This is a genomic window from Thermomicrobiales bacterium (assembly GCA_023954495.1).
GTDB lineage: Bacteria > Chloroflexota > Chloroflexia > Thermomicrobiales > CFX8 > JAMLIA01.
In genome coordinates this window covers 1-26,073 of record JAMLIA010000043.1, presented here as the reverse complement: position 1 = coordinate 26,073, position 26,073 = coordinate 1, and the positions used below count along the sequence as shown (strand labels likewise).

Annotated in this window: 18 protein-coding genes; 8 read left to right on the top strand and 10 right to left on the bottom strand. The window is 60.4% G+C overall.

Annotated elements, in window-relative coordinates; translation table 11 throughout:
- Positions 1-2,723, bottom strand: a 2,723-nt coding sequence (locus M9890_09615; GenBank protein ID MCO5177212.1) for a 2-oxoglutarate dehydrogenase E1 component, incomplete at its 3' end; no start/stop codon positions are given.
- A 340-nt stretch (positions 2,724-3,063) separates the two neighbouring features.
- On the opposite strand from M9890_09615, the gene M9890_09610 reads away from it, so the two are divergent.
- From M9890_09610 to modA, 3 genes are all read left to right on the top strand, one after another.
- Positions 3,064-3,450, top strand: a complete 387-nt coding sequence (locus M9890_09610) for a hypothetical protein (GenBank protein MCO5177211.1) — start codon at positions 3,064-3,066, stop codon at positions 3,448-3,450.
- Positions 3,451-3,508: 58 nt separating this feature from the next.
- On the top strand, positions 3,509-4,246 hold the full coding sequence (locus M9890_09605) for a hypothetical protein (protein ID MCO5177210.1): 738 nt from the start codon (positions 3,509-3,511) through the stop codon (positions 4,244-4,246).
- Between the two features lie 141 nt (positions 4,247-4,387).
- Positions 4,388-5,395, top strand: a complete 1,008-nt coding sequence (modA, locus tag M9890_09600; GenBank protein MCO5177209.1) for a molybdate ABC transporter substrate-binding protein — start codon at positions 4,388-4,390, stop codon at positions 5,393-5,395.
- Positions 5,396-5,695: 300 nt separating this feature from the next.
- On the opposite strand, the gene M9890_09595 is transcribed toward modA, so the two are convergent.
- On the bottom strand, positions 5,696-6,613 hold the full coding sequence (locus tag M9890_09595) for a universal stress protein (GenBank protein MCO5177208.1): 918 nt from the start codon (positions 6,611-6,613) through the stop codon (positions 5,696-5,698).
- Between the two features lie 2 nt (positions 6,614-6,615).
- A complete protein-coding gene (locus M9890_09590; GenBank protein ID MCO5177207.1) occupies positions 6,616-8,010 on the bottom strand; it encodes an Nramp family divalent metal transporter in 1,395 nt (464 codons plus the stop codon).
- A gap of 278 nt (positions 8,011-8,288) precedes the next feature.
- On the opposite strand from M9890_09590, the gene M9890_09585 reads away from it, so the two are divergent.
- The 4 genes from M9890_09585 to M9890_09570 all read left to right on the top strand — a co-directional run bounded on the left by M9890_09585 (position 8,289) and on the right by M9890_09570 (position 12,649).
- Positions 8,289-8,813: a hypothetical protein gene (locus tag M9890_09585; GenBank protein ID MCO5177206.1), complete on the top strand. Its 525-nt coding sequence runs from the start codon at positions 8,289-8,291 to the stop codon at positions 8,811-8,813.
- Between the two features lie 347 nt (positions 8,814-9,160).
- Positions 9,161-10,744, top strand: coding sequence for an extracellular solute-binding protein (locus M9890_09580; GenBank protein ID MCO5177205.1), 1,584 nt, complete (start codon positions 9,161-9,163; stop codon positions 10,742-10,744).
- A 121-nt stretch (positions 10,745-10,865) separates the two neighbouring features.
- On the top strand, positions 10,866-11,792 hold the full coding sequence (locus M9890_09575; protein ID MCO5177204.1) for a sugar ABC transporter permease: 927 nt from the start codon (positions 10,866-10,868) through the stop codon (positions 11,790-11,792).
- Complete coding sequence (locus tag M9890_09570; protein MCO5177203.1) at positions 11,792-12,649, top strand: carbohydrate ABC transporter permease; 858 nt, start codon at positions 11,792-11,794, stop codon at positions 12,647-12,649. Before M9890_09575 ends, M9890_09570 begins: the two co-directional genes overlap by 1 nt.
- 12 nt (positions 12,650-12,661) lie before the next feature.
- Here M9890_09570 and M9890_09565 read toward each other — a convergent pair whose 3' ends face one another.
- The 6 genes from M9890_09565 to M9890_09540 form a co-directional block, all read right to left on the bottom strand.
- Positions 12,662-14,164 (bottom strand): DUF1998 domain-containing protein, encoded by a 1,503-nt coding sequence (locus M9890_09565; GenBank protein ID MCO5177202.1) that lies wholly within the window; start codon positions 14,162-14,164, stop codon positions 12,662-12,664.
- Positions 14,165-14,560: 396 nt separating this feature from the next.
- Positions 14,561-17,452, bottom strand: a complete 2,892-nt coding sequence (locus tag M9890_09560) for a hypothetical protein (protein ID MCO5177201.1) — start codon at positions 17,450-17,452, stop codon at positions 14,561-14,563.
- 178 nt (positions 17,453-17,630) lie between these two features.
- Complete coding sequence (locus M9890_09555; GenBank protein ID MCO5177200.1) at positions 17,631-18,146, bottom strand: hypothetical protein; 516 nt, start codon at positions 18,144-18,146, stop codon at positions 17,631-17,633.
- Positions 18,147-18,162: 16 nt separating this feature from the next.
- Positions 18,163-19,779: a hypothetical protein gene (locus M9890_09550; GenBank protein MCO5177199.1), complete on the bottom strand. Its 1,617-nt coding sequence runs from the start codon at positions 19,777-19,779 to the stop codon at positions 18,163-18,165.
- Between the two features lie 1,573 nt (positions 19,780-21,352).
- Positions 21,353-22,129, bottom strand: coding sequence for an aldolase/citrate lyase family protein (locus M9890_09545; GenBank protein MCO5177198.1), 777 nt, complete (start codon positions 22,127-22,129; stop codon positions 21,353-21,355).
- Between the two features lie 149 nt (positions 22,130-22,278).
- Entirely contained in the window at positions 22,279-23,175 is an 897-nt protein-coding gene (locus M9890_09540; GenBank protein ID MCO5177197.1) for a 2-hydroxy-3-oxopropionate reductase, read from the bottom strand.
- 227 nt (positions 23,176-23,402) lie between these two features.
- On the opposite strand from M9890_09540, the gene M9890_09535 reads away from it, so the two are divergent.
- Positions 23,403-23,837 (top strand): response regulator, encoded by a 435-nt coding sequence (locus M9890_09535; GenBank protein ID MCO5177196.1) that lies wholly within the window; start codon positions 23,403-23,405, stop codon positions 23,835-23,837.
- A 36-nt stretch (positions 23,838-23,873) separates the two neighbouring features.
- On the opposite strand, the gene cadA is transcribed toward M9890_09535, so the two are convergent.
- Positions 23,874-25,904 (bottom strand): cadmium-translocating P-type ATPase, encoded by a 2,031-nt coding sequence (cadA, locus tag M9890_09530; protein ID MCO5177195.1) that lies wholly within the window; start codon positions 25,902-25,904, stop codon positions 23,874-23,876.
- Positions 25,905-26,073: the final 169 nt, after the last annotated feature.

The window sequence follows — 26,073 nt, the reverse complement described above, 5'->3', positions numbered from 1 at the left end:
GAACCCTCGGCCGACCTGCTGACGCGGTGGATATCGAGGCGGTCCCCGAAGCTCTCGTACAGGTGGCCCTTGGCGAAGTTCCAGGGGCCCATGTTCTGCGGCTCCTCCTGGAGCCAGATAATTTCCTTCGCGTTCGCGTAGCGCTCCAGCACCTCGCGGACCTTGTCGGCCGGGAACGGGTGCAGCAGCTCGATGCGCACGATCGCGACATCGCCGGCAGTCTCGTGCTCCTGATGCGTCAGGTCGACGTAGACCTTGCCGCTGCAGAACACGACGCGGCGGACGTTCTCCGGGTTCTCACTGGCCACCGGGTCGTCGATCACCATCTGGAACTGGCCGTCGGCCAGGTCACGCAGGCTGGAACCGGCGCGCGGATGGCGCAGCAGACTCTTCGGCGTCATGATGACGAGCGGTCGCGGGTCGCTCTCCAGCAACAGCGCCTGTCGCCGCAGCAGATGGAAGTACTGCGCGGACGTTGTGCAGTTCGCGATGCGGATGTTGCGGTTTGCCGCGAGCTGCAGGAAGCGCTCGACGCGTCCGCTGGAGTGCTCCGGCCCCTGGCCCTCATAGCCGTGCGGCAGCAGCAGCACCAGCGAGGATGTCTGCAGCCACTTGGCCTGACCGGCAACGATGAACTGGTCAATGATGACCTGACCGCCATTAGCAAAGTCGCCGAACTGACCCTCCCAGAGCACCAGCGTTTCCGGTGCGTAGACGCTGTAGCCGTATTCAAAGCCCAGTGCCGCTGATTCGGAGAGCGGGCTGTTCCAGACAGCGAACGCCGCAGCGTCCGGCAATGCCTGGAGCGCCGTGAACGTCGATCCCTGCGCGACATCGTGCAGGACGAGGTGGCGCTGTGAGAACGTGCCGCGCTGCGCGTCCTGACCGGTCAGCCGGATCGGCGTGCCCTCCATCAGGATCGAGCCGAAGGCGAGAGATTCGGCCAGCGCCCAGTCGATTGCGCCGTCGGTTTCGAGCGCCGCCTTGCGTCGTTCGAGTTGGCGCTTCAGCTTCGGGTTGAGCGTGAAATCATCCGGGAACGTGTGCAGCGAGTTGTTGACCTGATGCAGGACGCCGGTGGACACCGCCGTCTCGATCTCGATCGGACGCTGCGATGTGGCGGGCTGCTCGGCTGCGACCGGCTTGTCAGTGGATCCAGCCTCACGCACTTGCTGCAGGTGGTCCATCGCAGCGGCGAGGAGCTGATCGCCCTGACCCGCCGGAATCGACCCTTCGGACTCCAGCTCCTGCGCCCAGATCGCCCGGGCCGTCGGGTGCTTGGTGATGCGCGAGTACATCTCCGGCTGGGTGAACGTCGGCTCGTCGCCTTCGTTGTGGCCCCACCGACGATAGCCGATCAGGTCGATCAGGAAGTCGCGCTTGAAGCGGCTGCGGTAGGCAATCGCCAGTCGGGCGACGTTGAAGCAGGCCGCCGCGTCATCGGCGTTAACGTGCACGATCGGGATCTCGAACCCCTTGGCCAGGTCGCTGGCGTAGAGCGTCGAGCGCGAATCCTGCGGCAGCGTCGTATAGCCGATCTGGTTGTTGGTGATGATGTGGACCGTGCCGCCGGTCGAATAGCCCTTCAGCGCCGAGAGGTTCAGCGTCTCGGCGACCGTCCCCTGGCCGGGGAAGGCCGCGTCGCCGTGGATCAGGATCGGCAGCGAGCCCATCGGGTCGTGAACCGGTGCGCCGGAGCTCTCGCGATCGTCCTGCGAGGCGCGTGCCATACCTTCGACAACCGGGTCGACGAACTCCAGGTGACTCGGGTTCGGTGCCATGATGATCGGCACATCGACATGTGTGCCGCCGCCATCGCCGGCCTCACGGCGCAGGCCGAGGTGGTACTTCACGTCGCCGGTCCAGCCAATGTCGCTGGTGTCGGTTTGCGAGACGCCGCCGCGCGGGCCGTGCTCGAACTCGGAGAAGATGGCTGCATACGGCTTGCCGAGCACGTGGGCCAGCACATTGAGTCGTCCACGGTGGGCCATGCCAATGATGATTTCGCGGATGCCGTTGCGCGATGCGTCATCGACGATGACATCCAGCATCGGCACGACGGCATCAGTGCCCTCGACCGAGAAGCGCTTGGCACCGAGGTAGGTCGTGTGCAGAAACTTCTCGAACGCCTCAACGTCGGTCAGCCGGTTGAGGATCGCCTTCTTCTGGTCGATCTCGAGCGGGGCAGCGAACGCGCCACTCTCGACGGCATCGCGCAGCCAGTTACGCTGCTCGACGTTCTGGACGTGGTCGAACTCGTACCCGATCGGGCCGGAGTAGACGGCGCGCAGCCGGGTGATCGCGTCGAGCGCGTTGCGCGACTGCTGGACGAGCGGCCCATCGACGACTTGCGCCGGGAGCTGCTCAAGGTCCGCATCAGTCAGACCAAATTGCGCTTGCTGTAGTTCCGGTACGGGCGCAGGTGGGTCGGTGACTGGTGCCATCCTGGCGGCCAGATGACCATAGATGCGAATGTTCTGTGCGTAGTTCGCAGCTGCCAGCACCCGGCTGATGTCGGCTGGTGCCGCTGCCGGTGCAGCTGTCGCTGCGCCGTTGCTGCCGATCTGTGGAGGCGTCCAGTTCGCGAAGAACGCGCGCGCCTCGTCATCGACAGATGACGGATCAGCGAGATACTGATCGTAGAGTTCGAGGATGTAGCCGGCGTTCACTCCGTGGAATGCGAAGCGGGCCGACGATCGTGTCGGGCGTGTTTCCTGTGCCATGCCGGTCACCTATCGTTCACAGACGGTGCCCGCCGCTGGGCGGTGCTTCTTCCCTCACCCCGCGCCTGGTGTGGGATGGCAGCGCCGTAGGAGCTGCCGACCAGCCGCTAGACATTCATCATAGTACAAATGTCATGTGGATGCTCCAATTTGGAGAAATGACGAGGATAATTGGATGATCGAATGGCGAACGGATACCGAACAGGCAAAGGCGGATGCGCTCCGTCTGCGGCGACCGATACTGATTGACGTCTTCAAAGTCCCCTGACGAGGATGTGATCGGCTGGATGCCGATACGTACCCGGATGCGGATGTCATCGCGGCGATCGACTCGCGCTTCGTGCCGCTGCGGCTGAACCTGTTCGAGTCGCCGCGTGAGCAGGTCCGACCACTGAACGTCATCTGGACGCCGACGATCTTGTTCGCTGATCGGCGGATGACCGTCCATTACCGCTCGCTGAACTTCCTGCCGCCGCCCGAGTTCCTGATCCTGCTTGACATCGGCGAGGCCGAGGTGGCGCTGCGCTGGAGCCAGACCGACCGCGCGATCGAGCTGCTCAACGCCGCCTACAGCGCCGACCCGACCGGTCCGTGGGCGGCTGAGGCACTGTATCGGCTGGGGATCGCGACCTTCCTGAAATCGCACTCGAACCCGGAGATGTACGCGATCTGGGATCGGCTCCGCGAGCAGTTCCCGGACAGCATCTGGGCCAGGCGCATCCCCTGAGCGGCCAGTCGAGTATCCTGCCACTGTGAATGTTGCGAAGCAAGACGGGGCGGACAGCGTGGCGGAAGCAGCGCGACCAAAGGGCCAGCAGGCTGCAGAGCTGCGCTACGGCAGCACGCGCTCGTTCATGCTGCGCACGCTCTACTCCTGGCTGACGCTCACCATCCTCTATCTCGGCGTCTGGCCGATGCTGGTGATCTACGCCGATGCGCCCAGCGTCGGCCCCGAGGACACTCCTCTGGGCTGGTTCCAGTTCCGCCTGCTCGCGCCGTTGCTCACCGCGATCGTCACCGCCTGGCTCTGGCGCGCCTCGCCGGTGCCGACCACGACTGGCGCACGCGGGCGGCTGGATGAGCTGGTGCGCACTAACCGTCTCTGGCAACAGCTGCTCTTCTTTCTGCTGGGGACGATCGTCGTCGTCGCGCTGTTCCTGCTGATTGAGGACGCTGGCGGTGGTTTGCGATTGCTGGCCCTGACGCTGGCCGAGGCCGCCGTCATCGGCATCATCATCTCCGGCTACCTGCAGGGTGCCTTCGAGCTGGTGACGCGTACGCGCGTTGCCGCGCTGGCCGCCACCGGTCTCTATGCGCTGACGTTCGCCATGCGGGCGACACTGGCCGTCGCTGCCCAGACGACGGGCGATGTGCCGATCGCGCTGGTCGCCGGACTCATCGCCGGCGGGCTGATCGGTGCGGTCGCCTGCCTGCTGCGGGCGGCCAGTGGCAGCATCGTGCCGGGCATCCTCGCCCTCTGGCTACTCTTCCTGGTGATTGGCCTGTCAGCGTTCTTCGCCTGACTCGCCGTTTCACCTTGACGATGCCCTCACATCGCACTAGTATCACTGAGCAATACTCATCTATTGAATACATGCGTCGTGGGTAATGCATGCGAAACCATTCGGTGCGTTTGCGGTGTTGGGTGTCGAAAGAGGTGGTGTATGAGGGAAACGAGACGACGGGCGTTTGTCCTGTTTGGTGTGTTGCTATTGGCGATGATCCTCGCCGCCTGTGGCGGTGATGACGCCGATCCGACATCAACGACGGCACCAGCGGCGACGACCGTACCGGCGACCGCGACGATTGCTGCGGCAGCTACCGTCGCCCCAACCGAGGCCCCAACTGAGGCTCTAGCCGAGCCGACTGCCGAAGCGACCGTTGCTGAAGCAACGGCCACGACGGCTGCCCCGACGGCGACAACCGCTGCTCCGACAGCTACGACTGAGCCGCCGGCCGCCGCACTGACCGGCAAGCTGACTGTCTTCGCCGCCGCTTCGCTCACCGATGCGTTCACCCAGATCGGCGACAGCCTGAAGGCGGATAACCCCGACCTCGAGATCGAGTTCAACTTCGCCGGTTCGCAGGCGCTGGTGACCCAGCTCGGCCAGGGCGCGCACGCCGAAGTCTTTGCCTCGGCTGACACGAAGCAGATGGGTGCCGCGCAGGACGAGAGCGTCATCGCCAACGATCCGGTCATCTTCACCCACAACCGGCTGACGATCATCGTGCCGGCCGACAACCCGGGCGGTATCCAGACGCCGGCCGATCTGGCGAAGTCTGGCCTGAAGATCGTGTTTGCCAACGAGGAAGTGCCGGTCGGTCGCTACACCGGCCAGGTGCTGGACCTGATGAGTGCTGATCCTGCCTTCGGCGCGGACTTCCGCTCGCAGGTCGAGGCCAACATCGTCTCGCTGGAAGAAAACGTCAAGCAGGTCGTCACAAAAGTGCAGCTCGGTGAGGCAGACGCCGGTATTGTCTACTCGTCGGACGTCACTCCCGCCGTTCGCGATGATGTCGCGACGATCGATATCCCCGACGATCTGAACGTCATCGCCGAATATCCGATCGCGCTGGTCGTCGACGGTGATGCCACTCTCGGGCAGGCGTTCATTGACGCGGTCCTGTCAGAAGCTGGGCAGCAGGCGCTGGCCGACAACGGCTTCCGCTAAAACAACAAGTAGCGGCAATATCGCTACCACACCTTACGCAATTGCCAATCCTGCTCTATCATAGATAGAGCAGGGTTGTGCTTTGCAATCCCAAAGTTGCGCTGTGCCGGTTGGCGGCGCGAGTGTCGCGAACCCTGGCCGGTCGAGCGCTTCGTCCGGAAAGGGGACGCATGTGAGTTCACCATATGTCCCACATCGGCCGAAAGATGGTTGGGGTCACGGCTGGGATGTCGGCCTCGGAGTCGTCGCCTTCGTCCTGCTGCTGCTGGCGATTCTCACGCTGATCTTCTAGATCAACGGTTATTCAGCCGGAGTCTTCGACGCGCGTAACAGCACGACTGGCTCGCGGACGCGACCGAGTACCTTCGCAGCGACACTGCCGGAGACAATGCCCTCCAGCCCTGACTTGGCGTGCGTGCTGAGGAACAGCAGATTCGAGCTGGTCTCCTGGACGGCAGCAGCAATCTCACCGGCGACATCGCCGCGCCGAACCAGCGCGACGGTCGCCGGGTCACCAATCTCATCCCGCAGGTTGGCGAGGTAGGCTGCGGCCTCATTGACCTGCATGTCGAGCAGTGCCGATGTCGCTGTTGGCAACATCGTTGCGGGCACCGCGCGTTCGCCACGAATGGAAGCCAGCGTCGGTACAACCGTGATCAGTGTCAGCCCCGCACCGAACGCCGTGGCAATGCTTCGCGCCAGCGGCAGCGCCTCGGCGGCCTTTGGCGTGCGATCCAGCGTCACCGCAACACGTCTGCAAATAAATCGAGATCCACTGACATACTCCGGCCTGGTGATGAGGACCGGTCTGTCAGTGCGTCGCAGCACATTCTGGGCAATGCTGCCGAATAGCAGATCGTGCAAGGCGCCGCCGCCGTGCGTGGTAATCGCGATCAGGTCAGCATCCAGCTCGGCTGCGTGCTCGGCGATGCTGGCGGCGATGTCGTGCTCCGGGTTCGGGTGGACATGCTGCTCGAAGACGGTGTGGCCGTTCCAGCGCCGCGCGGCGTCGGCCAGGTAGCTGGCAGACTCATGCTCCTCAGTCAGGTGCGGCTCGCCATGGACGAGCTCCGGTGCATCATCCTCCAGCACATGCAGCAGCGTGACAGTTGCGCCGGTGGCCAGCGCAATCGCTCGCGCGGGGGCAAGCGATGCCTCGGCCAGACGTGAGCCATCCAGCGGAACGAGGATGTTGCGAATCGTCGGCAGCGTCGTCATTGTCATGATCCGAAGAACGTCTCGTACAGCAGGAACAGGTTGAGCGCGATAATCAGCGCCGCCACAATGCTGGCGGCGATGGTCGTTATCAGGCGATTGGTCATATCGCCCATCAGATCGCGGCGTTGGGTAAAGCGTACCAGCGGCACCAGCGCGAAGGGGATGCCGAACGAGAGGATCACCTGGCTGATGACCAGCGTTCGTGTCGCCTTGATCCCCAGCCCGATCACCAGCAGCGCCGGCACCATCGTGATCGTGCGTCGAAACCAGAGCGGCACCTGCCAGCCGAGGAACCCGCGCATGATGACCTGGCCGGACATCGTGCCGACGGTCGATGACGACAGGCCGGCAGCCAGCAGCGAGACGCCGAAGATTACGCTGGCCGAGCCGCCGAGCAGTGGTGTCAGTGTTTCGTAGGCGCGCAGGATCAGATCGTCGCCCTCGGACACCAGATCGGTGCCGTGGAACGTGACGGCCGCCATCAGCAGCATCGCCGCGTTCACAAACCCGGCGACCCCCATCGCGATGAAGACATCGATCAGCTCGAAGCGGAAGAGGCGGCGGCGCTGCTCGGCGTTTTGCGCGACGATGCGATCCTGCGTTAGCGCCGAGTGCAGATAGATGACGTGCGGCATCACCGTCGCGCCGAGGATACCGGATGCCAGCAGCACGCTATCGGTGCCCGACAGTTGCGGCATGACGATTGCGTCCATCGTCGCGCCGAAGTCCGGCTTGCCCAGAAACAGCTCGACGATGTAGCAACCAGCGATGACACCGACAAACCCGGTGATCACCGCCTCCAGCGGTCGGAACCCGTAGTGCTGCATGCCGAGGATGCCAAAGGTGACGATGCCGGTCAGGATGCCGGCCGGCAGCAGGGGGATGCCGAACAGCAGGTTCAGTCCGACCGCCGCGCCGAGGAATTCGGCCAGGTCGGTCGCCATCGCGACGACCTCCGCCAGCAACCACAGCGCGAACACAACCGGGCGGGGATACTCGCTGCCGATCAGCTCGGCAAGATTGTGGCCGGTCGCGATGCCCAACTTCGCCGACAGCGACTGGACCAGCACCGCCATCAGGTTCGACGCGATGACGACCCAGATGAGCATGTACCCGTAGGACGCACCGGCCTCGATATTCGTTGCGAAGTTGCCCGGATCAACGTAGGCGATCGCGGCGATGAACGCCGGACCGAGGAACGGCAGAATGCGGCGCAACGGGTGCTTCCCGCTCGCGCCGGCGAGGACTTCGGATGCGGTGGCGATCGTGTCAGTGTCGGCATGCCCGCTGATGATTTCACCAGCGTAGCGTCGACCAGCAGGCGTTTCTCGGTTGACCGGGGAGGCGTCTGTCGTGGCGGCAGATTGTGGCGTCGTCCCGTAGCGTTCGTCCGGCATAGGTGGCGGTTGCACCGATTCTATGGCGTGCCGTAAGCCGATATTAGTCTTGGCTCATCCTACGCCTGTTGTCGCGCGGATGCAAGAGCATCGTGATGCGAGATGTGAGGTGACGGCCCTCACCCCGGCCCCTCCTCCCAACGTTGGGAGAGGGGGTGTCCTGCGGTTGGCGGGGTGGGTGCCGGTCCTTACGTTGGGAGAGGGGGTGTCCTGTGGTTGGCGGGGCGGGTGCCGGTCTTTGTTGTTTGGGACGTATCCTTGGCGACGAGGAGGGGTGCATGGCTTCGCGACGGGCGACGGGCGCGATGACGCGGCGAGATTTTTTCAGCGACTTGATTGAGGTCGTGCGTCGTGAGTTGCCCGACGAACGACGCGAGTTCGAGCTGCGCCAGACGATGAACCTGCTCAAGCTCCACTACGGTGCAAACTATCGTGTCCACTATGAAGTCTGGATCAGCAGCGAGCAGCAGCAAGTCGAGGTTGGCTTGCATTTCGAGGATGGTCCGGCCAGCACAGAGTTGCTGCTGGCACATTTCGACACGTCCATTCTGGAGATCAAGCACGAGCTGGGCGTCCAGGCGGAACTGGAACGCTGGACACGCTCCTGGGGCCATCTGTTCGAGCTTCAACCGCTGGAGCCACTCACGACACCGTTCGCAGAACGCCTTGCCGAACGGCTTGTGCGCTACATCATCGTCCTGCAGCCGCTCCTCGACGATGCCTATGAGCGCGGTCTGGTTCCGCGCACCCCACACCCCAGCACCTTCCATCAGCGCTTCCGTCGGCGAGGCCGGAACGGCTGACGACAACGCGTTCGTGGCACTCCTCTTGCAGCATGTTTGTCTGTTGTTCCTGCCGATTCGCCCAGATGGAGCGAGCTGGCGTCCTTGAAATGGGAGACCGGCAGGCGATGCACGCAGCCAGGCCCGCGGAGGTGCTGCCGCGGGCCGAATCGTTTGCGGCTGCATCACGTTCAGCGGACAGCGGCCACAACTGCACAGTGGCTATAGATGAAGTGAGGTGGGCAACAGCCCTCATCCCGTGACTTGCGATGGCGGTGCCCCACTCTCCATTCATCAGCTTCCTGGACGTGCATCTCGTCGCGTGCAGTGCCCGGTGCAAACCGGGATGAAGAAATGGAGAGGTGACTGTGCCTTTCGACAAGGGTTATTCGGACCTGCTGAACGATGCCATGGCGGGCAGGGCGAACCGCCGCCAGGTGCTCCGTCGAGCAGCCGTCCTGGGGCTTTCGCTTCCGGCCATCGGCGCGCTGCTGGCCGCCTGCGGTGGTGATGATGACGAAGCGACCTCGACAACAAGCACGGGTGGCGAAACCGCAACCGAGCCTGCTGCCACCTCTGAGCCAGAATCCTCACCAACCGAGAGCGAAGCTGAGTCATCTCCGACTGAGAGCGAGGCCGAAGCATCGCCAACTGAGGGCGAAGCTGAAGCGTCGCCGACCGAGAGTGAGGCGGCAGGGTCTCCGACCGGCTCGGGCGAGATGTCGATTGATGTCGCGCCGGAAGTCGCCAACGCCGACGCTGCCAGTCAGTACAGCGGCGCAACGCTGACGTACTACGGCGACGGCGTCGGTATCGGCAACCAGCTCGATGAGACGCTGGCCAAGGCGTTTACTGACGCCACCGGTATTCAGATCACCGTCATCCCGCGTCCGGAGGATTCGACCGAGACGTACGCAACCTACCAGCGCGCGTTCGAGGCGAAGTCCGGCGAGATCGACGTGATGATGGTCGATGTCATCTGGCCGGGTGCATTCGCCCCGCATCTGGCTGATCTGACCGACGCATTTAGCGACATGACCAGCGAGTGGTACGAGTCGATTGTCGAGAACAACACGATCGACGGCAAGCTCATTGGTGCGCCGTGGTTTGGTGACTTCGGCATCCTCTACTACCGCACCGACCTGCTGGAGCAGTACGGCTTCGACGGCCCACCCGCCACCTGGGATGAGCTGGAGGAGCAGTGCAAGACGATCATGGAGGGCGAGCAGGCGAACAATCCGAACTTCTGGGGCTTCGTCTTCCAGGGTAAGGCGTATGAGGGCCTGACCTGCGACGCGCTGGAGTGGATCGCCTCGTCTGGTGGCGGCTCGATCATCGAGAACGGCGAGGTCACCCTCGACAACGACAACGCCAAGGCAATCCTGGCCAAGGCAGGCGGCTGGATCGGCACAATCGCGCCGACCGGCGTCACCGGCTACCAGGAGGAAGACGCGCGCAACGCCTTCCAGGGTGGCAACGCCGCCTTCATGCGCAACTGGCCGTATGCCTATGCGCAGGGCAATGACGAAGGCTCAGCGGTCAAGGATAAGTTCGACGTCGGACCGCTGCCAGCCGGAGACGGCGGCGAGTCGGTCGGGACGCTCGGCGGCTGGCAGCTCGCCGTCTCCACCTACTCCAAGAACCAGGAAGCGGCGATCGAGTTCGTCAAGTACATGGTCAGCGCAGACGTGGTCAAGTGGCGTGCGGTCGTGGCGACCTTCGTGCCGCTGATCAAGTCGGTGGCTGAGGACCCGGATGTCATCGCTAACCAGCCGTACCTTGAGAACCTGGCCGACGTGACCCGTGTGACGCGTCCGTCGCGCGAGACCGGCGAGAACTACAACCAGGTCTCGACCGAGTTCTTCCAGGGCGTCAACGAGATCCTCACTGGCGGCAACGCGGACGACATCGTCCCGACGATCGCCCAGCGGATCGAGCGACTGCTCGGCTAATCGTGCGCACTGCGCGGTTCACGCGATCTGTGAACCGCGTTGGGTGAGAGAACATCCAGACCGCAAACACGCCTTGCAGGGGGAGTTTGCTCCCCCTGCTCCAGCAAGGGGAGGGGGACCGATGAGCCATGCCACGGTCGAGACCGCGAAGGTCGTGGAGCGGCGCAAACGGTCGGCACTCGGCCGCGAGCAAACCAGAACTGCCTGGCTCCTGCTCCTCCCGACGCTCGCCGTCGTCGCCGTCGTCGCGCTGATCCCGCTGGCGCAGACGATCTACCTCAGTTTCACCAATGACCGGCTGGCCAGCGCGCAGCCGACCGAGTGGATCGGGCTGAAGAACTACCGATTCCTGCTGGAAGACACGGTCTTTCGCAACTCGATCGTCACGACCGTCAAGTTCGCCGTCATCACGCTCGTCTTCGAGCTTCTTCTCGGACTGATTATCGCGCTGGTGGTGAACTCGAGCTTCAAAGGCCGCGGCTTCACCCGCGCCGCAATGCTGATCCCCTGGGCGATCCCGACCGTCGTCTCGGCCCGCATGTGGGCCTGGATGTACAACGACATCTACGGCGTCTTTAACGACCTGCTCCAACGCCTGCACATCATCGATCGCAACATCGCCTGGATCGCCGAGCCGCGCTACTCGCTGGCAGCGATCTGCGCTGTCGACATCTGGAAGACGACGCCGTTCGTCGCGCTGCTGCTGCTGGCTGGACTTCAGGTGATCCCGAGCGACGTCTACGAGGCCGCCACGGTTGACGGCGCGAATCGCATCCAGCAGTTCTTTCGCATCACGCTGCCGCTGCTCCGCCCCGCCATTCTCGTGACACTCATCTTCCGCACACTCGACGCGCTGCGTGTGTTCGATGTCTTCTACGTCATGTTTGGCGCTCGACGCGATACGCAGACGATGGCGATCTACGCACAGAACAACATCGTCGCGTTCTCCGATACCGGCTACGGAAGTGCGATTGCTGTCGCGATCTTCCTGATCATCGGTATCTTCGTGGTCGCCTACGTGACGACGTTGAATGTGGAGGCGTCGTAATGGACGGAGCACGCTCGACCCGCCGGATCGTTGGCCGCGTTGGGTTCTACCTGCTGCTCGCCATCATCATGATCTACCTGATCTTCCCGTTCTACTGGGCGTTCCGCTCGTCGATCACGCCGGACAACGCGCTGTTTGCCACGCCGGTGCAGTACTTCCCAAAGGAGCCGACGCTCGACAACTACGTGCGCGTCTTCAAGGACGGCAACTTCATGCGGGCGCTGCTGAACTCGGCGATTGTCGCTGGCTCAGTGACGGTGCTGTCGCTGCTGATCGGCGCGTTCGCCTCGTATGCGCTGGGCCGCTTCCGGTTTGCCGGACGCACGCCGGTGCTCTACATCGTCCTGTCGATGACGATGTTCCCGCAGATCGCCGTCCTCGGCTCGCTCTACAAGATGGTGAACTCGCTGCACATCTACAACAGCCTCTGGGCATTGATCCTGACCTACATGATCTTCACCCTGCCGTTCACTGTCTGGGTGCTCACCAGCTTCTTCCAGCAAATGCCGCGTGAGCTTGAGGAGGCCGCCTACGTCGATGGCGCAACGCCGTTCCAGACGTTCTATCGGGTACTGCTGCCACTCACCGCGCCAGGCCTGGTGACGACCGGCCTCCTGGCCTTCATCGCCGCCTGGAACGAGTTCCTTTACGCGCTGTCATTCACCCAGACGCCGAACAACTACACCGTTACGCTGGCGATCTTCCGCTTCGAGCCGGACACCCCCGGCGGGTTTGAAATCGCCTGGGGCCGCATCATGGCCGCCACCATCATCATCACGATCCCGCTCGTCGTGCTGACGCTCATCTTCCAGCGTCGGATTATCGCCGGGCTGACGGCGGGTGCGGTGAAGGGATAGAGAACGACCCAACTACACGGTTAGCCGTGACGCGAGGCGGTGGAAGTATCCGATTTCGGGCATTTCCAGTGAGCCGACTAATACTGCACGGTCGAGGAATCGGTTGAAGAGCTCACATGAGGTTTCCGAAATGAGCGCACAACTGTGGCACGCTGCGAGGTTGCATGAGTCTGGCCCCTGGCCCGCTGATTCTCCAATCTCCATGCAGACAGGGTCGACTGAGCACCATCGCGCTCCTCCGATGGCTCGTTCCAAAACGGGTTCCAAATTCCCAGGCTTCCCCATTCGAACAAGTCCACCCAGCGTACCTTCGGAATCGCCCGCTGCTGTATAGATCAGCATCCCGGCCATCGGATCGTCAGGATCGTGCGACACATAGAGTCGCTCCCGCAGCGAGGCCGAACTATATCCACACTCGAACGCGAGGCGATTGATGAGTAAGTGGGCGAGCGTATGGAGTAACACAAGTCGCGGTGTAATCTCGCGCTCTTCGAGACGTCGTTCCTTCTGCACATGTTGGTATCGGTCGGCGAGGCGGCCAATGCGATCAATTACAGCTTCTTGTCGTTCCCAGGTCCGCAGGCGTTGCTCATCAAGCTCAAAATACAAACCCTCACCGAAGACTGTATAGGCCGGCAACCAGATTTCATGGCGATCGGGCTGTTGCTTCCAAAGCAATGCCTGGCGGTCTGTCGCCTCAAATTCTGACTCGGCGAACACGCGGTTAAAACCGTACTGTGCGCGCGTCTCCCGCAGCTTATCCAAAAGCATGATTCGCGAGAAGAACTGTGCAATATCGTGATCATATGAGCTTGTTGGAGACTCCCGTATCAGAAGCTGGTCATCGTGATGCGGCTTCCGGATAACACGAAACTCTTCGCGGCGGAAGTGTGTTTCAGTAGACTCGCGCTTATCAATCTTCTTCGCTTTCTGGTTTGTGGTCTCTTGCGGATTGCGCACGATCTCGATTGCTTGCTCAAGTTGAGTGTCAGAGTAGGGGCGAAGGTCTACAGGGAACTGCAAGCGCAAGGTCTCGGTTATGACGCTTGACGTTGCAGACTGGAGGATTCTTAGAATGTTTGCGGGTTGTGGCTGTTGAAGAAAGCTGACAAGTTTGGCAGGAGCGCCATCGCTCGACTTTGGTATATAGATTGCGCTCTTGACTAAACTGAAATAGACATTCGCGGCGCTTATGAGAGCACCGCGAAGTTGGCGACCACACCCTTCTCCTATAGCGTCATCGTGCCAGGGGCGTAACCCTGCGCAGGTGTACATCTCGTCGTCTTGTGTGAGCGACCCGCTCAGTAGCGTCTTATCACCCTCCTCAGTTGGCGTTGCAAACGTGATTCCAGAGAGTGAACGCGACTTGTTGCACGAGAGACACTTTACTTGGATCGCCCCAAGAGAGGCGCTACCTGCCGCTCTGAGCTGCAGCACACCTCTGCAAGTTGGCTCAAGCGAACGATGAACCCACTCGCTCCATGGAAACTCCTGGACGTGGCCATACTCACACATAGCGACGAACGGTACTTGCGCCAATGCAGGGCCGGGCTTGCGCCTTCGCACAGCGTGGGCATCGAGGAATTCCACGCTCAGAACTCGAAATGCGCTGCATGATGTGGCACCACCGGCAGACGTGCCATTGGGGAAAGCGAAGGTAAGGGATCGTCAAACCTGTATTCGGCGTCTCGTCTCCGTGCCAACGCTCACGATAATCGGGAGGGAGCCGAAGTGATCCACGCCCATCTTCGCTTGAGCCGCCATTCATCAACTTGGTATTCACTGGCGTCAATTCTCGCTCCACTAGAGGATTCATTCGGGAACCAGTAATCCAGTCCGGCTGCAATGAGAGTTGCGCCGTCGGTTGCCGTCGTCAGGGATCCTACGCCACCATACCCGACTAGCTGAGACCTACGGATTGGGCCACTGAATTTTGCCACCTGTGAACTCCTCGTCCAGGACGTCAGCCAGCTTATAGTCGAGGCTCATTTCTGCTTGGCACTCAGCATCGACAGATCTCATGGACATCGGGGTTGCCCATGACAACCGAGCGCTTTTGGGATCGATGTACTCCCCAGCCACATAGAGTTGGGCGATTTCGATTTCTCGATTGCTGCGTTCCCAATGTCGATTTTCCCAGAGATGCCACTCCTTAATTCGATTCTGAATTGTCTCGATCACATTCGTCTGCTCAACAGGGTCAACAACGCTCACCCGATTCAGGATCAGTTGTTTTGCACGCTCGACTATGTCATCAGGAAATGGCATAGGGCTCATCGCTACTTCAGAGCCGCCGATGAGCCTGACATAGGCGACGAGAGCCGCATGCAGAGCACGATCGACTGCAGGTGGCGAGAATGGTGTAACGCTTGTCGGCTCGACTTGTGCGTATAGGCGTTGATGGTATGAGCGAAATCGTTCGAAGTGTGAGCGGTCACGCGGACGTGATGGGTTTAGAACCGTCACGACCAGTCCAGGCCTCTCCTTCCACCGCCGCCCAACTCGACCAGTCACCTGGATGTACTGTGATGTTGTCTTGGGCTGGCCGATAACGGTCATGAGCGATAGTCTGTCGATATCGATACCGACCTCGATAATGTTCGATGCGAGACAGGCATCGATTGGGCGCGCCGAACCGCCGACTGGGATTTCCAGCTTCGTGATCGCGTTCGGTACTTCATCACTGCGAAGACGGCTCGTTAACTCCTCAATGTAGTCGAGCCTGCGCAGGTTTTTGGAATCTATTCCCATTCTCGAGCGCAGCGCCCATAGATAGTCTGGGACACGAGTTTGGAATAGGGAAAGCGCTGTGCCTAGTTCCCTCAGGCTATTGAAAAAGACCAAAAGGGTCCACCATGGATCTTGCATGTCCTGCGGCAGAGACATTGGTGCTTGCATGAGAGACGTGAAGACGCGCGCCTGGGTCGTTTGAAGCGATCCAAGACCTGGAGCGTGCACACCAACATACAGGCGGCCTGGTGAAAGCTTCCCATCGGCCTCGCGAGCATGTGTGGCGAAGAAGGAGTCTCCATGGTCGAGCCCCGGTGGAGGGAAGAGCGCAATGTCAGAGCGGGCATAAAGAGCTTTGATCTGGTCGACGTAGCGGCGAATGGTTGCTGTAGAACTAACGATCTTGGGTCTGACCGGAACGTCGTTACGACGATCTGTACAAAGCTCTTCGACGATTGTCTCATAGAGTCCCACCATTGATCCGAGCGGGCCTGAAATGAGGTGGAGCTCGTCCTGAATAATCAACCCCGGTGGGGAACTGACTCTTTCACCAAGATCGTTGATTCCAAATAGCGATCGCGCCATTGGTCGCCAAGTGAGCATAGCGAATTTATCGACTGTCCCGATGATGAGAGACGGAGGATTGCAGTAGATATCTTCGTCGACTACGCAAATCGGAAGAGCATCGTAGAATTGGCAGTTTCGGTCAGGGCAGTGTAGTGCAACCGTATCGCCACGAGCCTCATAGCCGATGACCTGAAAAGTATACTTCGAATGCGACTTATCGACCTTTATTGGACCCATGGTCGCTCCACACCACGGGCATCGCGTCAAAATAAACTCATTTCGTGCGCGGTCTGGGCTTTTCTTCAATTCCTTGAGGGAGTTAAGAGCGCGCATGCGAGTGTTCGGCGTGCTTCCTCCCCCCAACCAAATCCCAATCGATATCTCCTGATCACCTAGTTCTGCCGAATTCTCTGTTCGTAGATATTCCATCGCGCAGATCAGGGCTGAGGCACGCTGAAATTGCTGTGCTGTTAGGAGACGCAAGGTATACCTCATGAGCACATGCGTGCCGGTATCCTGGATGTTGTTGAGACGTCGCATAAAGATGGCGAACGCGGCAAGGCCGAGGTATGCCTCAGTTTTCCCTCCGCCTGTCGGGAACCAGATGAGCTCGACAGTCTCGCGTTCGGCGTGCTCTCCATCGGCAGCAGACGCCAACGCCGCCACGAAAAATGCGATCTGGAACGGACGCCAGGCTGCTGAGAGTCCATTCGGGTACAGGCTGGGGTGCGGCTCATTGAAACTCGCTCGCTTTGAATCCTTGTCGTAGATATATTCTCGGCTTGTTCGCCGAAATCGCGACTGTTGCAGGAGCATGGCGTGATTCGCGAGCTGGAACGCACGGAACGCGATAGGGTTTGAGCGAAGATACTGGAGCCCACCGCGCATACGCGCTGCGCTGCGTTCGCACTCGGCAATATGGCGCTTGGCCGCCTGCTGATAGTGTGTGTCGATCCGGTCAATCTCGGTACGCTGCGCACGAATCCATGAGTCGTACCGATTGATCACCTCTTCAACAGCGTCTATCCCATCATCGCCGTCAACCAGACCGGCAAGCGGAGCCATCGGGACGGTAACAAGGGTCCCATCTTCACGAGCGATGTCTGGTGTCGTGCTTGGCAATTCCACAGTCGGGAAGCTCTCGGCAGAGGCAGAAGCAATTCGATCGAGACCCGCTGGTGGGTTATCCCAATTTGCCGAACAGCCGTGACCCGCAACGGTACGTCTCGACGGTAGAGCAGGGCAAGAGATTTGCTCTTCGGGATCGAGTTGGTCAGGTAGTCCGTCAGGATACGGAACGATCAACGGCTCGCCCGTCGAGGAAACTGCTGTAACGCGAAATTCCGATTGAAATAGCATACGCTCATTGCTATTCAATAGTTCATCGGTATTGTTCTTCGGTTTTGACCGGTTCACAAGGCAGACAGTGAGAAGCAAATAGTCTGGAAACGCATCTAGTGTGCGGGCAAACACATCAATGTCAATCTGTAATCCATTTGTATTCATGTCACCCTTTGTGGTTGACGTCAATCTTCCAGAACGTACATTGCTGAGGGTTACGCCGGTGAACTCGGCAGTGCACGTTACCTGTGATCGCAGCCACCATGAGCGTTGAGCGCCTGCGCTGGATATGCATGTGGCGATACCGGCCCCCAGATGCGTCGACGGTCAGCGAGGCATCACGTCAATTTCCATGAAAGCTGATTGCCATGCTGCTTGGCTTTCGCGCATTCGCCATTGAGAGCGTGGAATCGTCAGCGTTGTCGTCAGCTCCGATTCCGTAGCGACGATTTGCCGTCCAGTTCAGCCGATCAAGCTTGTCGCCTGTTACCAGCTCGGCTCGGCTCTCATTGTCAGGCTCATCTGAAAGCACTCCCGGAAGCACTTCTAGCTCGTGGATATAGGAGTCATGGGAATCGCCTTCGTCTAGTCCATCCTTCTCGATTTTAGATAGTGCGGTGTTCGGCGCACGTGACTCAATCGGAACGAGGACGCCGACTCCGTATCGTTGAAATGGCGGATCGCGCTGCAGAATCTCGTCGCCAGACCCTGATTGTCGCCAAGGTCCATACGACTGTTCAGCTGTTTCAAAAGCGATTGGTTGTGAGCAATCAATCATTCGACCTTGCGGAGATGGGCCGACAAGTTCTTGCTTCAGGGTCTCGATGACATAGTCGCGATTCTCACGGTGTGAACTCACGCTCGGGCTCTTCCTGCTACAAATCCAGATCAAGTGATTGTTGGGCAGACGGAATCGTGGAGGGGACTCCGAACGAACGGTAGAGTGGCTGTAGGTCGATGGGCATAGTGACGGAATTGAATTCCGTCGTGCTGTACGGATTTCCTAGCGAGCGCGGAAGGACTTGCACTACCTGGGGCAGCAGCCGCTCTACGCGAAATGCTGTTAGTGTCCCTCCATCAACTTCATCTAAATGAAATTCCAGCGCCCCGATACGTTCAAGCTCGTCCAGATCTGCATCGAGAACTCGAGCAAGCAAGAGCTTTCTGATACGCTGGCCCGCCCGTTGATGGGCACGACGAATCTCTCTCATGGATTGCCAGTATTGTTCTGATTCGGAATCCAGACCAATAAGCTTCATGATTGAGTCGAAGTCTTCCCGGGCCTGAGTGCTGATACTTCTGTGGGACATCCAGTTGCGAACGTTCTGTTCATCGGCGCAATTTGAGCCACGATCCAGAAGCTGCAAGGCAACCGTCAATAGGTCGCTCCGTCCGACAGCATCACGTAACAGATTCTTCCATCGGCGCTGCCTCGCTCGTAGCAGTTCTGCACGCTGGCCCATAATCTGATCTGCGATGGTAACCACATAGTCCCCGCTGCCGTCAGTTCTCAGGAGAATGAAGGTTCCGGCGTGAACCTCATGTGCGGCAACTCGCTGAATTGGTGAATGATCGGCGTCAAGATCGATTATCAGCTCCGTAGCGGACGGGTTAGCATCGAGCAGTACGACATGCGAATTCGCAAGCAATGCTACACGCGCATTAATCACATCTAGTCCATTTGTGTCGGATACAATCATCGTCAGTTGTCGCACAACCTCAGTGACATCTGCGTCCGGCTGCCATTCATCCTCTATGCCGTCTTGCTCATCAACCACGGTGGGTTGTAGACGACGTCGGGATACTATTGGATTCTCGAAGGCGGATGTTGGCTCCCACGCGTCCCGTATGCACCTATACCTGATAACGTGGATGGATCTTGCCCGCGATGCTGTCATGATGTAGTTCGGGAGACGATGAAGAGGGCCAAAGATTACGAGGTCATCAAAGAGCCTGAGTCGTCGTAAGTCTCGTGGTGTTAGCACTTCAGCTGAATCCAGCCAGTGTATAGCAGAGAGCGCGCGTTGCGTCGGTTCGACGAGACGCGTGTCGCTTACCAGTAGTGCCAGGCCAGTAGCATCATCTGCAAGCATATGTTTCATTAGATATTCGGATAGAGGGCTACTGTTGAGATAATACAGTGACAGAAACGCGTTTACCATCTGTTGGATAGGATCTCTATGTGCTCGATACGCCATCATCGCAAGAGATGTCAATGTCTTGAGTTCGGCAATGCCTTCGATACCAATGAGCGACGAGTCTGACGGTGCGATTGGCGTTGACGTTACTAGGTATTGATACTTGAACAGAATGTTTAAGAGTCGTCGTATCTGAGCATTATCGCGATCTTCGAATGTCGCTCTCTTTAGCACCCGGAGGCAATATACGAACTCCTTCACCACATTACTCTGCACGATATGATGCTCGATGGTTGGGCTACCAGAAATGTCGTATATAGCGTCAACTGCGGCCATGAGATCACGTGTTAGCATCGTATTACTCGTTACCTCGTGAAGAGAGATAGCTCAACTCCGCCTGGAGGCTGCGGCATCTTGGGTAGGTGAACGTCATCCGCACGGCTTTCGTATAACTCGTTGACTGCATCAACCGCATCATCGAACAGCGGTTCAGTCCGATCGAGTAAGGCAATCCAGTGGCATGATCGCCAATGGTGTCGAGATCGAATAAACGCAGAGGATCCATCAAATACAACGACCTTTGGCTGGTGCAGTCGTGCGATTCGCGCCGTCCCGCGATATCCTGGGGTAATGACCGGATATTGGTATGGTCTGTGGTCGGCAAGGCGTAACCGCACCAAGCCTTGGAGCGATCCACTCGCCAACGATCGTTGATCCGGTCTGACACCTAGAATTATCTGCTCTAGCTCACCCTGGAGGAGACTCGCCTTCCGATGACGATCGTTTCTGCGCTCGTCGAATTGGCATATCGAAATGCAAAATCCGGCCCTGCCAGGATTCGATGAGTGGCCCTGCGGCTACTCCCATGCTCCAACCAAATGGTTTCCGCGATTCCGCTGTTGGTGGCAGCACCTCGACGTTATAAGCAAAGTCCTCCCGGAAGCCTCGGATTTTGTTCCCATTTTGGGAATGTTGGATGAGGATGTGCGGAGCCCCGCCAACGGTTTCGACGCGAGCGATCAAGCCACGCTGTTTCCTGTGATTTTTGCGGTCATAGAAGGAAACGGGAGTACCAGCTGGGAGTTTGCAGAGAGTTGCAAAATAACTATTGACATCTTCCATCTGTATGTGTGACATACGAGCGATCGACATGCCTGCCAGCACGAATGCCGCGGCACCAACGCGAGTCGGCAACGCCATAGCGGCAGTGACGCGACTGTGCGTCGTAGTTTGCACTCCCGAACCTATTGATGTGAAAAACCTCGCCCAGCTGGGCAATGGAACCCAACCAGCATCGCCCGGAACGCGAAGCTGCTGCAATTTCGCATACAGTGATTTAGAGACACTCTCGGTAGTTGAACTCATCAGTAGTCGCACTTCCGAAATGCATTATGACGATGTGGTCACGCCGCCATGAATGATGTACTGACAGCGTGCCGCTCGCAATTGTGTCGTAGATTTACATGAGTATAGCCCTTGCTGCAAAACATGTCTATTCCCATCAGAGCACAGGCAAGGATTCGGCGATAAGCGTTTGACAGTGACTCGCCCTCAGTTCAGCGAAGCTGCCCCCGATACCGTTTGGCATTAGAGGTTGCGGAACCCAATGAAGAGCAATCATCGAGACGCGGTGTGTGTCGACACAGGGTTCCGGATTTCTCTTGTCACTCCCGCTGTCGTCTCTCTCCAGATACCCCCTGTGGGCGGGAAAATCGCAAGGCCACATGAAGCTGGCGGTGGGCTGGCTTGCTCGACAGGGGAAGGCGGGAGGGAATTTCATCGTGATGCCTAGGGCGCGTATGGAGGACTTGGATCTCGGGATATAGATAGTCGACACTGTTCCGGGTTCAGAGGATCTCGCGACGCTGAGTAATGTGTGCATCGCCCCCGGTCAATCGCATGCCGCCCGGGGGCGATTGAGGGCTGGTTACTCCCCCGTAAACCCCTTCAAATCCTGCACGCACTTCGTTGCGCTGGACAGCAGCATGTGCGAGTCGGAGGAGGTGACGAGGAAACGCATGCCCATGTCGTACCAGCGCTGCATCGCCGAGGCTTCCTTCTCGACCATGCCGACGGCCTTGCCGTGCTTGCGGCCGGTGTCGGTGATCTTCTGCGCGGCGGCGAGGAAGTCTGGATGGCTGAAATCGCCGTGGCAGCCGATCGAGATCGAGAGGTCCTGCGGGCCGATCAGCATGACGTCCATGCCCTCGACCGAGGCAATCTCCTCGATGTTCTCCAGAGCAGCGACCGATTCAATCTGAACGACGACCATGCCCTCGCGGTTGGCGTCCTCGATCGCTTCCAGCACACCCTTGCGGTTGTAGCCGTTGCGGCCATCGCCGCCTGCGCCACGCCGACCGAGCGGCGGGTACTTCGCGTAGGAGACGGCAGCCTCGACCTGCTCGCGTGACTCGACCCGTGGGATGATGACGCCCTGCGCTCCGGAGTCGAATGCCCGCGCAACGAGCGAGTACAGGTTGTCGGTCGGTCGGACGATCGGCACGATGTCGCACAGCAGAGCCGTCTGCACGAGGTGCATCATCGTTTCCCAGTCGAACATCGCGTGTTCCATATCGAGGAACAGGAAATCATAGCCCGCATTCGCCATGATCTTGATGCTGCCGATCGAGCGCATCTCGCTAATGATCGGCCCCGCCACCGCCTTGTCCTCGCGGAGCGCCGCCTTCACCCGGTTGTACTGCACAGTCAATCTCCTTCTACTCTAATGACGTTCGTCGTTCCCTTAAAAAGGAACCGCTTGTTGGTCACACACCCCAAAACGGCAGCCGGCCCGTCCTACCCAGGACACCCTCCCTCTCCCCACGGGAGCGGGAGGGCAGGGGGGGGTGAGGTCTACTCCCCGATCTTGAACCCCGCCAAGTCCTCGTACAACGTCACCAGTGCCGAATGGTCGAGCTGGCCGTCGCCGCGCGCAGCCATGCTTTCGTAGAGCTGGGTGACGAGCGCCGAGACCGGCAGCGGTGCCTGGAATTCGCGGCCCGTCGACATGGCGATATTCAGGTCCTTGCGATGCAGATCGATTCGGAAGCCCGGCTCGAACTGGTGGGCGATCATGCCCGGCCCGCGCATCTCCATGACCCGGCTGGCGGCCAGCCCGCCGCTCAGCACCTGGACAACCTTCTCCGGATCGACACCGGCCCTGGCGCCGAGGAGCAGCGCTTCACTGACGGCGGCGTAATGAATGGCAACGACGATCTGGTTGCAGGCCTTGACCGTCTGCCCTGCGCCCGGCCCACCGACGTGGACGATTGTCTTGCCCATCGCCTCGAACAGCGGCATGGCCCGATCGAAGTCGGCCGCGCTGCCGCCGACCATAATCGACAGCGTCGCGGCAATTGCACCCTTATCCCCACCGGAGACGGGCGCATCGAGCGCGCTCGCGCCGCGTTCGGCCAGTGCAGTGTTGACGGCGATGGCCGTGGCCGGAGCGATCGTGCTCATGTCGATCAGCAGATCTCCCGCGTTCATCGCCGGCAGAATGCCCGTCTCGCCGAAGACGACCTCCGACACTTCCGGCGAATCCGGCAGCATCGTGATGACGGTATCGACCTGCTCAGCGACAGCTCGCGCGCTGGCGGCGGCAGTGGCCTGCGGCACGTCGCTAAGGACCTCGTCGATGTCGTCCTGACTGCGGTTATAGACGATGATCTCGTACCCGGCGTTGGCCAGATTGCGCACCATCGGTCGACCCATGATCCCCAGGCCGATGAACCCAATTCTCGTCGCCACTGTCGTTTCGCCTCCTCCGCTTCCCATCACGGCCCTGCCACGTATCGGTGTCTGGATGCGAGTCTGCACTGTCATCGTGTCGAGGCATGCTACCGCCGGGCCAGTTGCCGGTCAACGCGGTCGCAACCTCCTCGATGTCGTGGCGTATGATTGCGCATCTTCCGCGCTACGAGACGCCGCCAGCGAGATCGCAGCGGCAGCCGCACGTTTACCGGACAAGGCCCAGGATGACCTCGACCGAAATCGCACAGCCGCACGGTCCGGCCAAGATCCTCGTTATCAACGATTCACCAGATTTTCTGCAGATGATGCGCGAGATCCTGACGCTTGAGGGCGGCTACGAGGTCGCGACGCTCGACCAGAGTGAGGATCTGCTGCTACAGATTTCCGTGGACCTGCCGGATATGGTGATCCTCGATATCGTCTTTCATCAGTCACCGACCGGCCCGGCGCTGGCTGCCGGCCTGGCCGAGGCGGACGATACCCGTGACCTGCCGGTGCTGTTTTGCACCGCGCTCGCCGAACGGGATATCGCCATCGACATCCGCCAGGACATCGAAAGCCGCAACCAGCGCATCCTCTTCAAGCCGTTCGATCTGGATGTTCTGTTGTCCACGGTCGCCGAGATGCTTGCCAACACAATCAGCCCGACCCTCCACTAGGGAGAATCGGGCTGAGAACCAGCGGGTGCTCGGTGGCTAGCTGCCGACCGGCTGCAGTTGTGGTGCGAGTCGCGGCTGCCGATGCCGCGCGACACCACCCAGTAAGCGCAACCCGTTGAGCACGACGATGATCGTACTGCCCTCGTGGCCAATGACGCCGAGCGGCAGTGTCGTCAGGTTGAGCAGCGTGCCGATGACGAGGACGGCGATGACCGTCAACGCAATGGTCAGGTTCTGCCGAATGATGCGTCGCGTCCGGCGGCTGAGCTCGACTGCGTACGGCAACCGGCTCAGGTCATCGGCCATCAGGACGACATCGGCGGTCTCGAGCGCCACGTCGGTGCCGGCTGCGCCCATCGCCACGCCGATCGTCGCGGTCGCCAGCGCCGGAGCGTCGTTGACGCCATCGCCGACCATGACGACCGTGCCGTATTCCTCCTTGAGCTGCTCGATGATGGCCAGCTTCTCGGCCGGCAGGAGGTCGCTGCGGACATCGTCAATGCCGGTCTGGCGAGCGATCGCACGTCCGGCGCGCTCGTTATCGCCGGTCAGGATGATCGTCTTCTCGACGCCGAGATCCTTCAGCTCACGGATTACGTCGCGGGCGGTCGATCGGAGCGTATCAGCGACGCCGATGACGCCCATGAACGTCACGCCGTGCGCGCGCTCGATGCCGACGAGCATCGTCGAGATGCCGTTGTCGCGTAGATCGTTCGCTTCGCTGTCGAGCCAGTCGGGGACGGTGTGGCCGCGTTCGACAAATAGCGCGGTGTTACCGACCAACACTGTCTCGCCATCGACCGTCGCCTGAATGCCGCGCCCGATGATCGACGTGCCGTCGAGGGCTTCGGCGATCGTCAGCTCGCGCTGCTCGGCTGCCTGGACCACGGCAGCGCCGAGCGGGTGCTCCGACAGGCGTTCGACAGCGGCAGTCAGCGCCAGCAGGTGATCGGGATCGACACCGGGTGCCGGTCGCAGGTCGGTCATCTGCGGGCGGCCGATGGTCAGCGTCCCGGTCTTGTCGAAGGCGACGACGCGCGCAACGCCGATGTCCTCCAGGTGCGCCGCACCCTTGAACAGCACGCCGTTGCGCGCCGCGTTCGCCAGCGCCGAAAGCGTTGACGCAGGTGTCGAGATGACGAGCGCACAGGGCGATGCAACGACCAGCAGGATCATCGCCTGATACATCGTGTCGCCGAGTGCGCGATCGGTGAACAGCGCCGGCAGCAGCGCGTAGAGCGCCGCCGCGATGATGATCCCGCCGGCGTAACGCCCCTCGAAGCGATCGGTGAAGCGCTGCGTGGCCGACTTCTCCGCCTGGGCCGCCTCGACGATGTCGATGATCTTCGCCAGCGTGCTCTCGTCGGCCAGCCGCTGGACAGTGATGTGCAGGACGCCGTGGCCGTTGATCGTGCCGGCGAAGACAGGATCGCCGACGCGCCGGACGACCGGCATCGACTCGCCAGTAATGGCGGCCTGATCGACTGCTGATTCGCCGCGGGCGACCTGACCATCGGCGGCGATGCGTTCGCCGTTCTTGACGACGATGACGTCGCCAATCCGAAGGTCCTCGATATCGACAACAGACTCAACCCCGTCACGCAGGACGCGGGCATCCTCGGGCCGCAGATCCATCAGCGCGCGGATAGCGCTGTAAGTGCGTCCCATCGCGTAGTGTTCCAGCGCGTTGCCGAGCGAGAAGAGAAACAGCAAGATCGCGCCCTCGACCCAGTGACCGATGATTGCTGCGCCGATCGCCGCGACAACCATCAGGGTATCGACGTCGATCTGGCGGTTCCAGAGGCTGATGAGCGCGGTGCGGGTGGCATATGCGCCACCGGCAATGTAGGCGACGACGTAGAAGGCGACTTCCGTGGTGCTACTGATGACGTCGGCTCGCCCGAGCCCCCAGCCCAGCACGAACGCGATCAGCGTCACGATCGTGGCGAGTGCCAGACCGTACTGATCAAGGAATCCGGGCCGATCCTCATCGGCCCGCCGTCGACGTTCAGTCGGCGGCTCTACGGGAGAGGCATATGTCACCATCGATTCCGTGCGACCAGCCATCCACCCTCCGTCCATCACCGCGAATGCTACATGCGAATGATTCTCACTCTCAGGTAGTATTGACTATCACTCGTGGCGAACGCAAGGAAGAAGCCAGCAGTTTCGTGACAGTGCCGTGTCAATGTCATGTTCTGCTGTCGAAAGGTGGGTTCTGCGGCGCGTCGGCGAG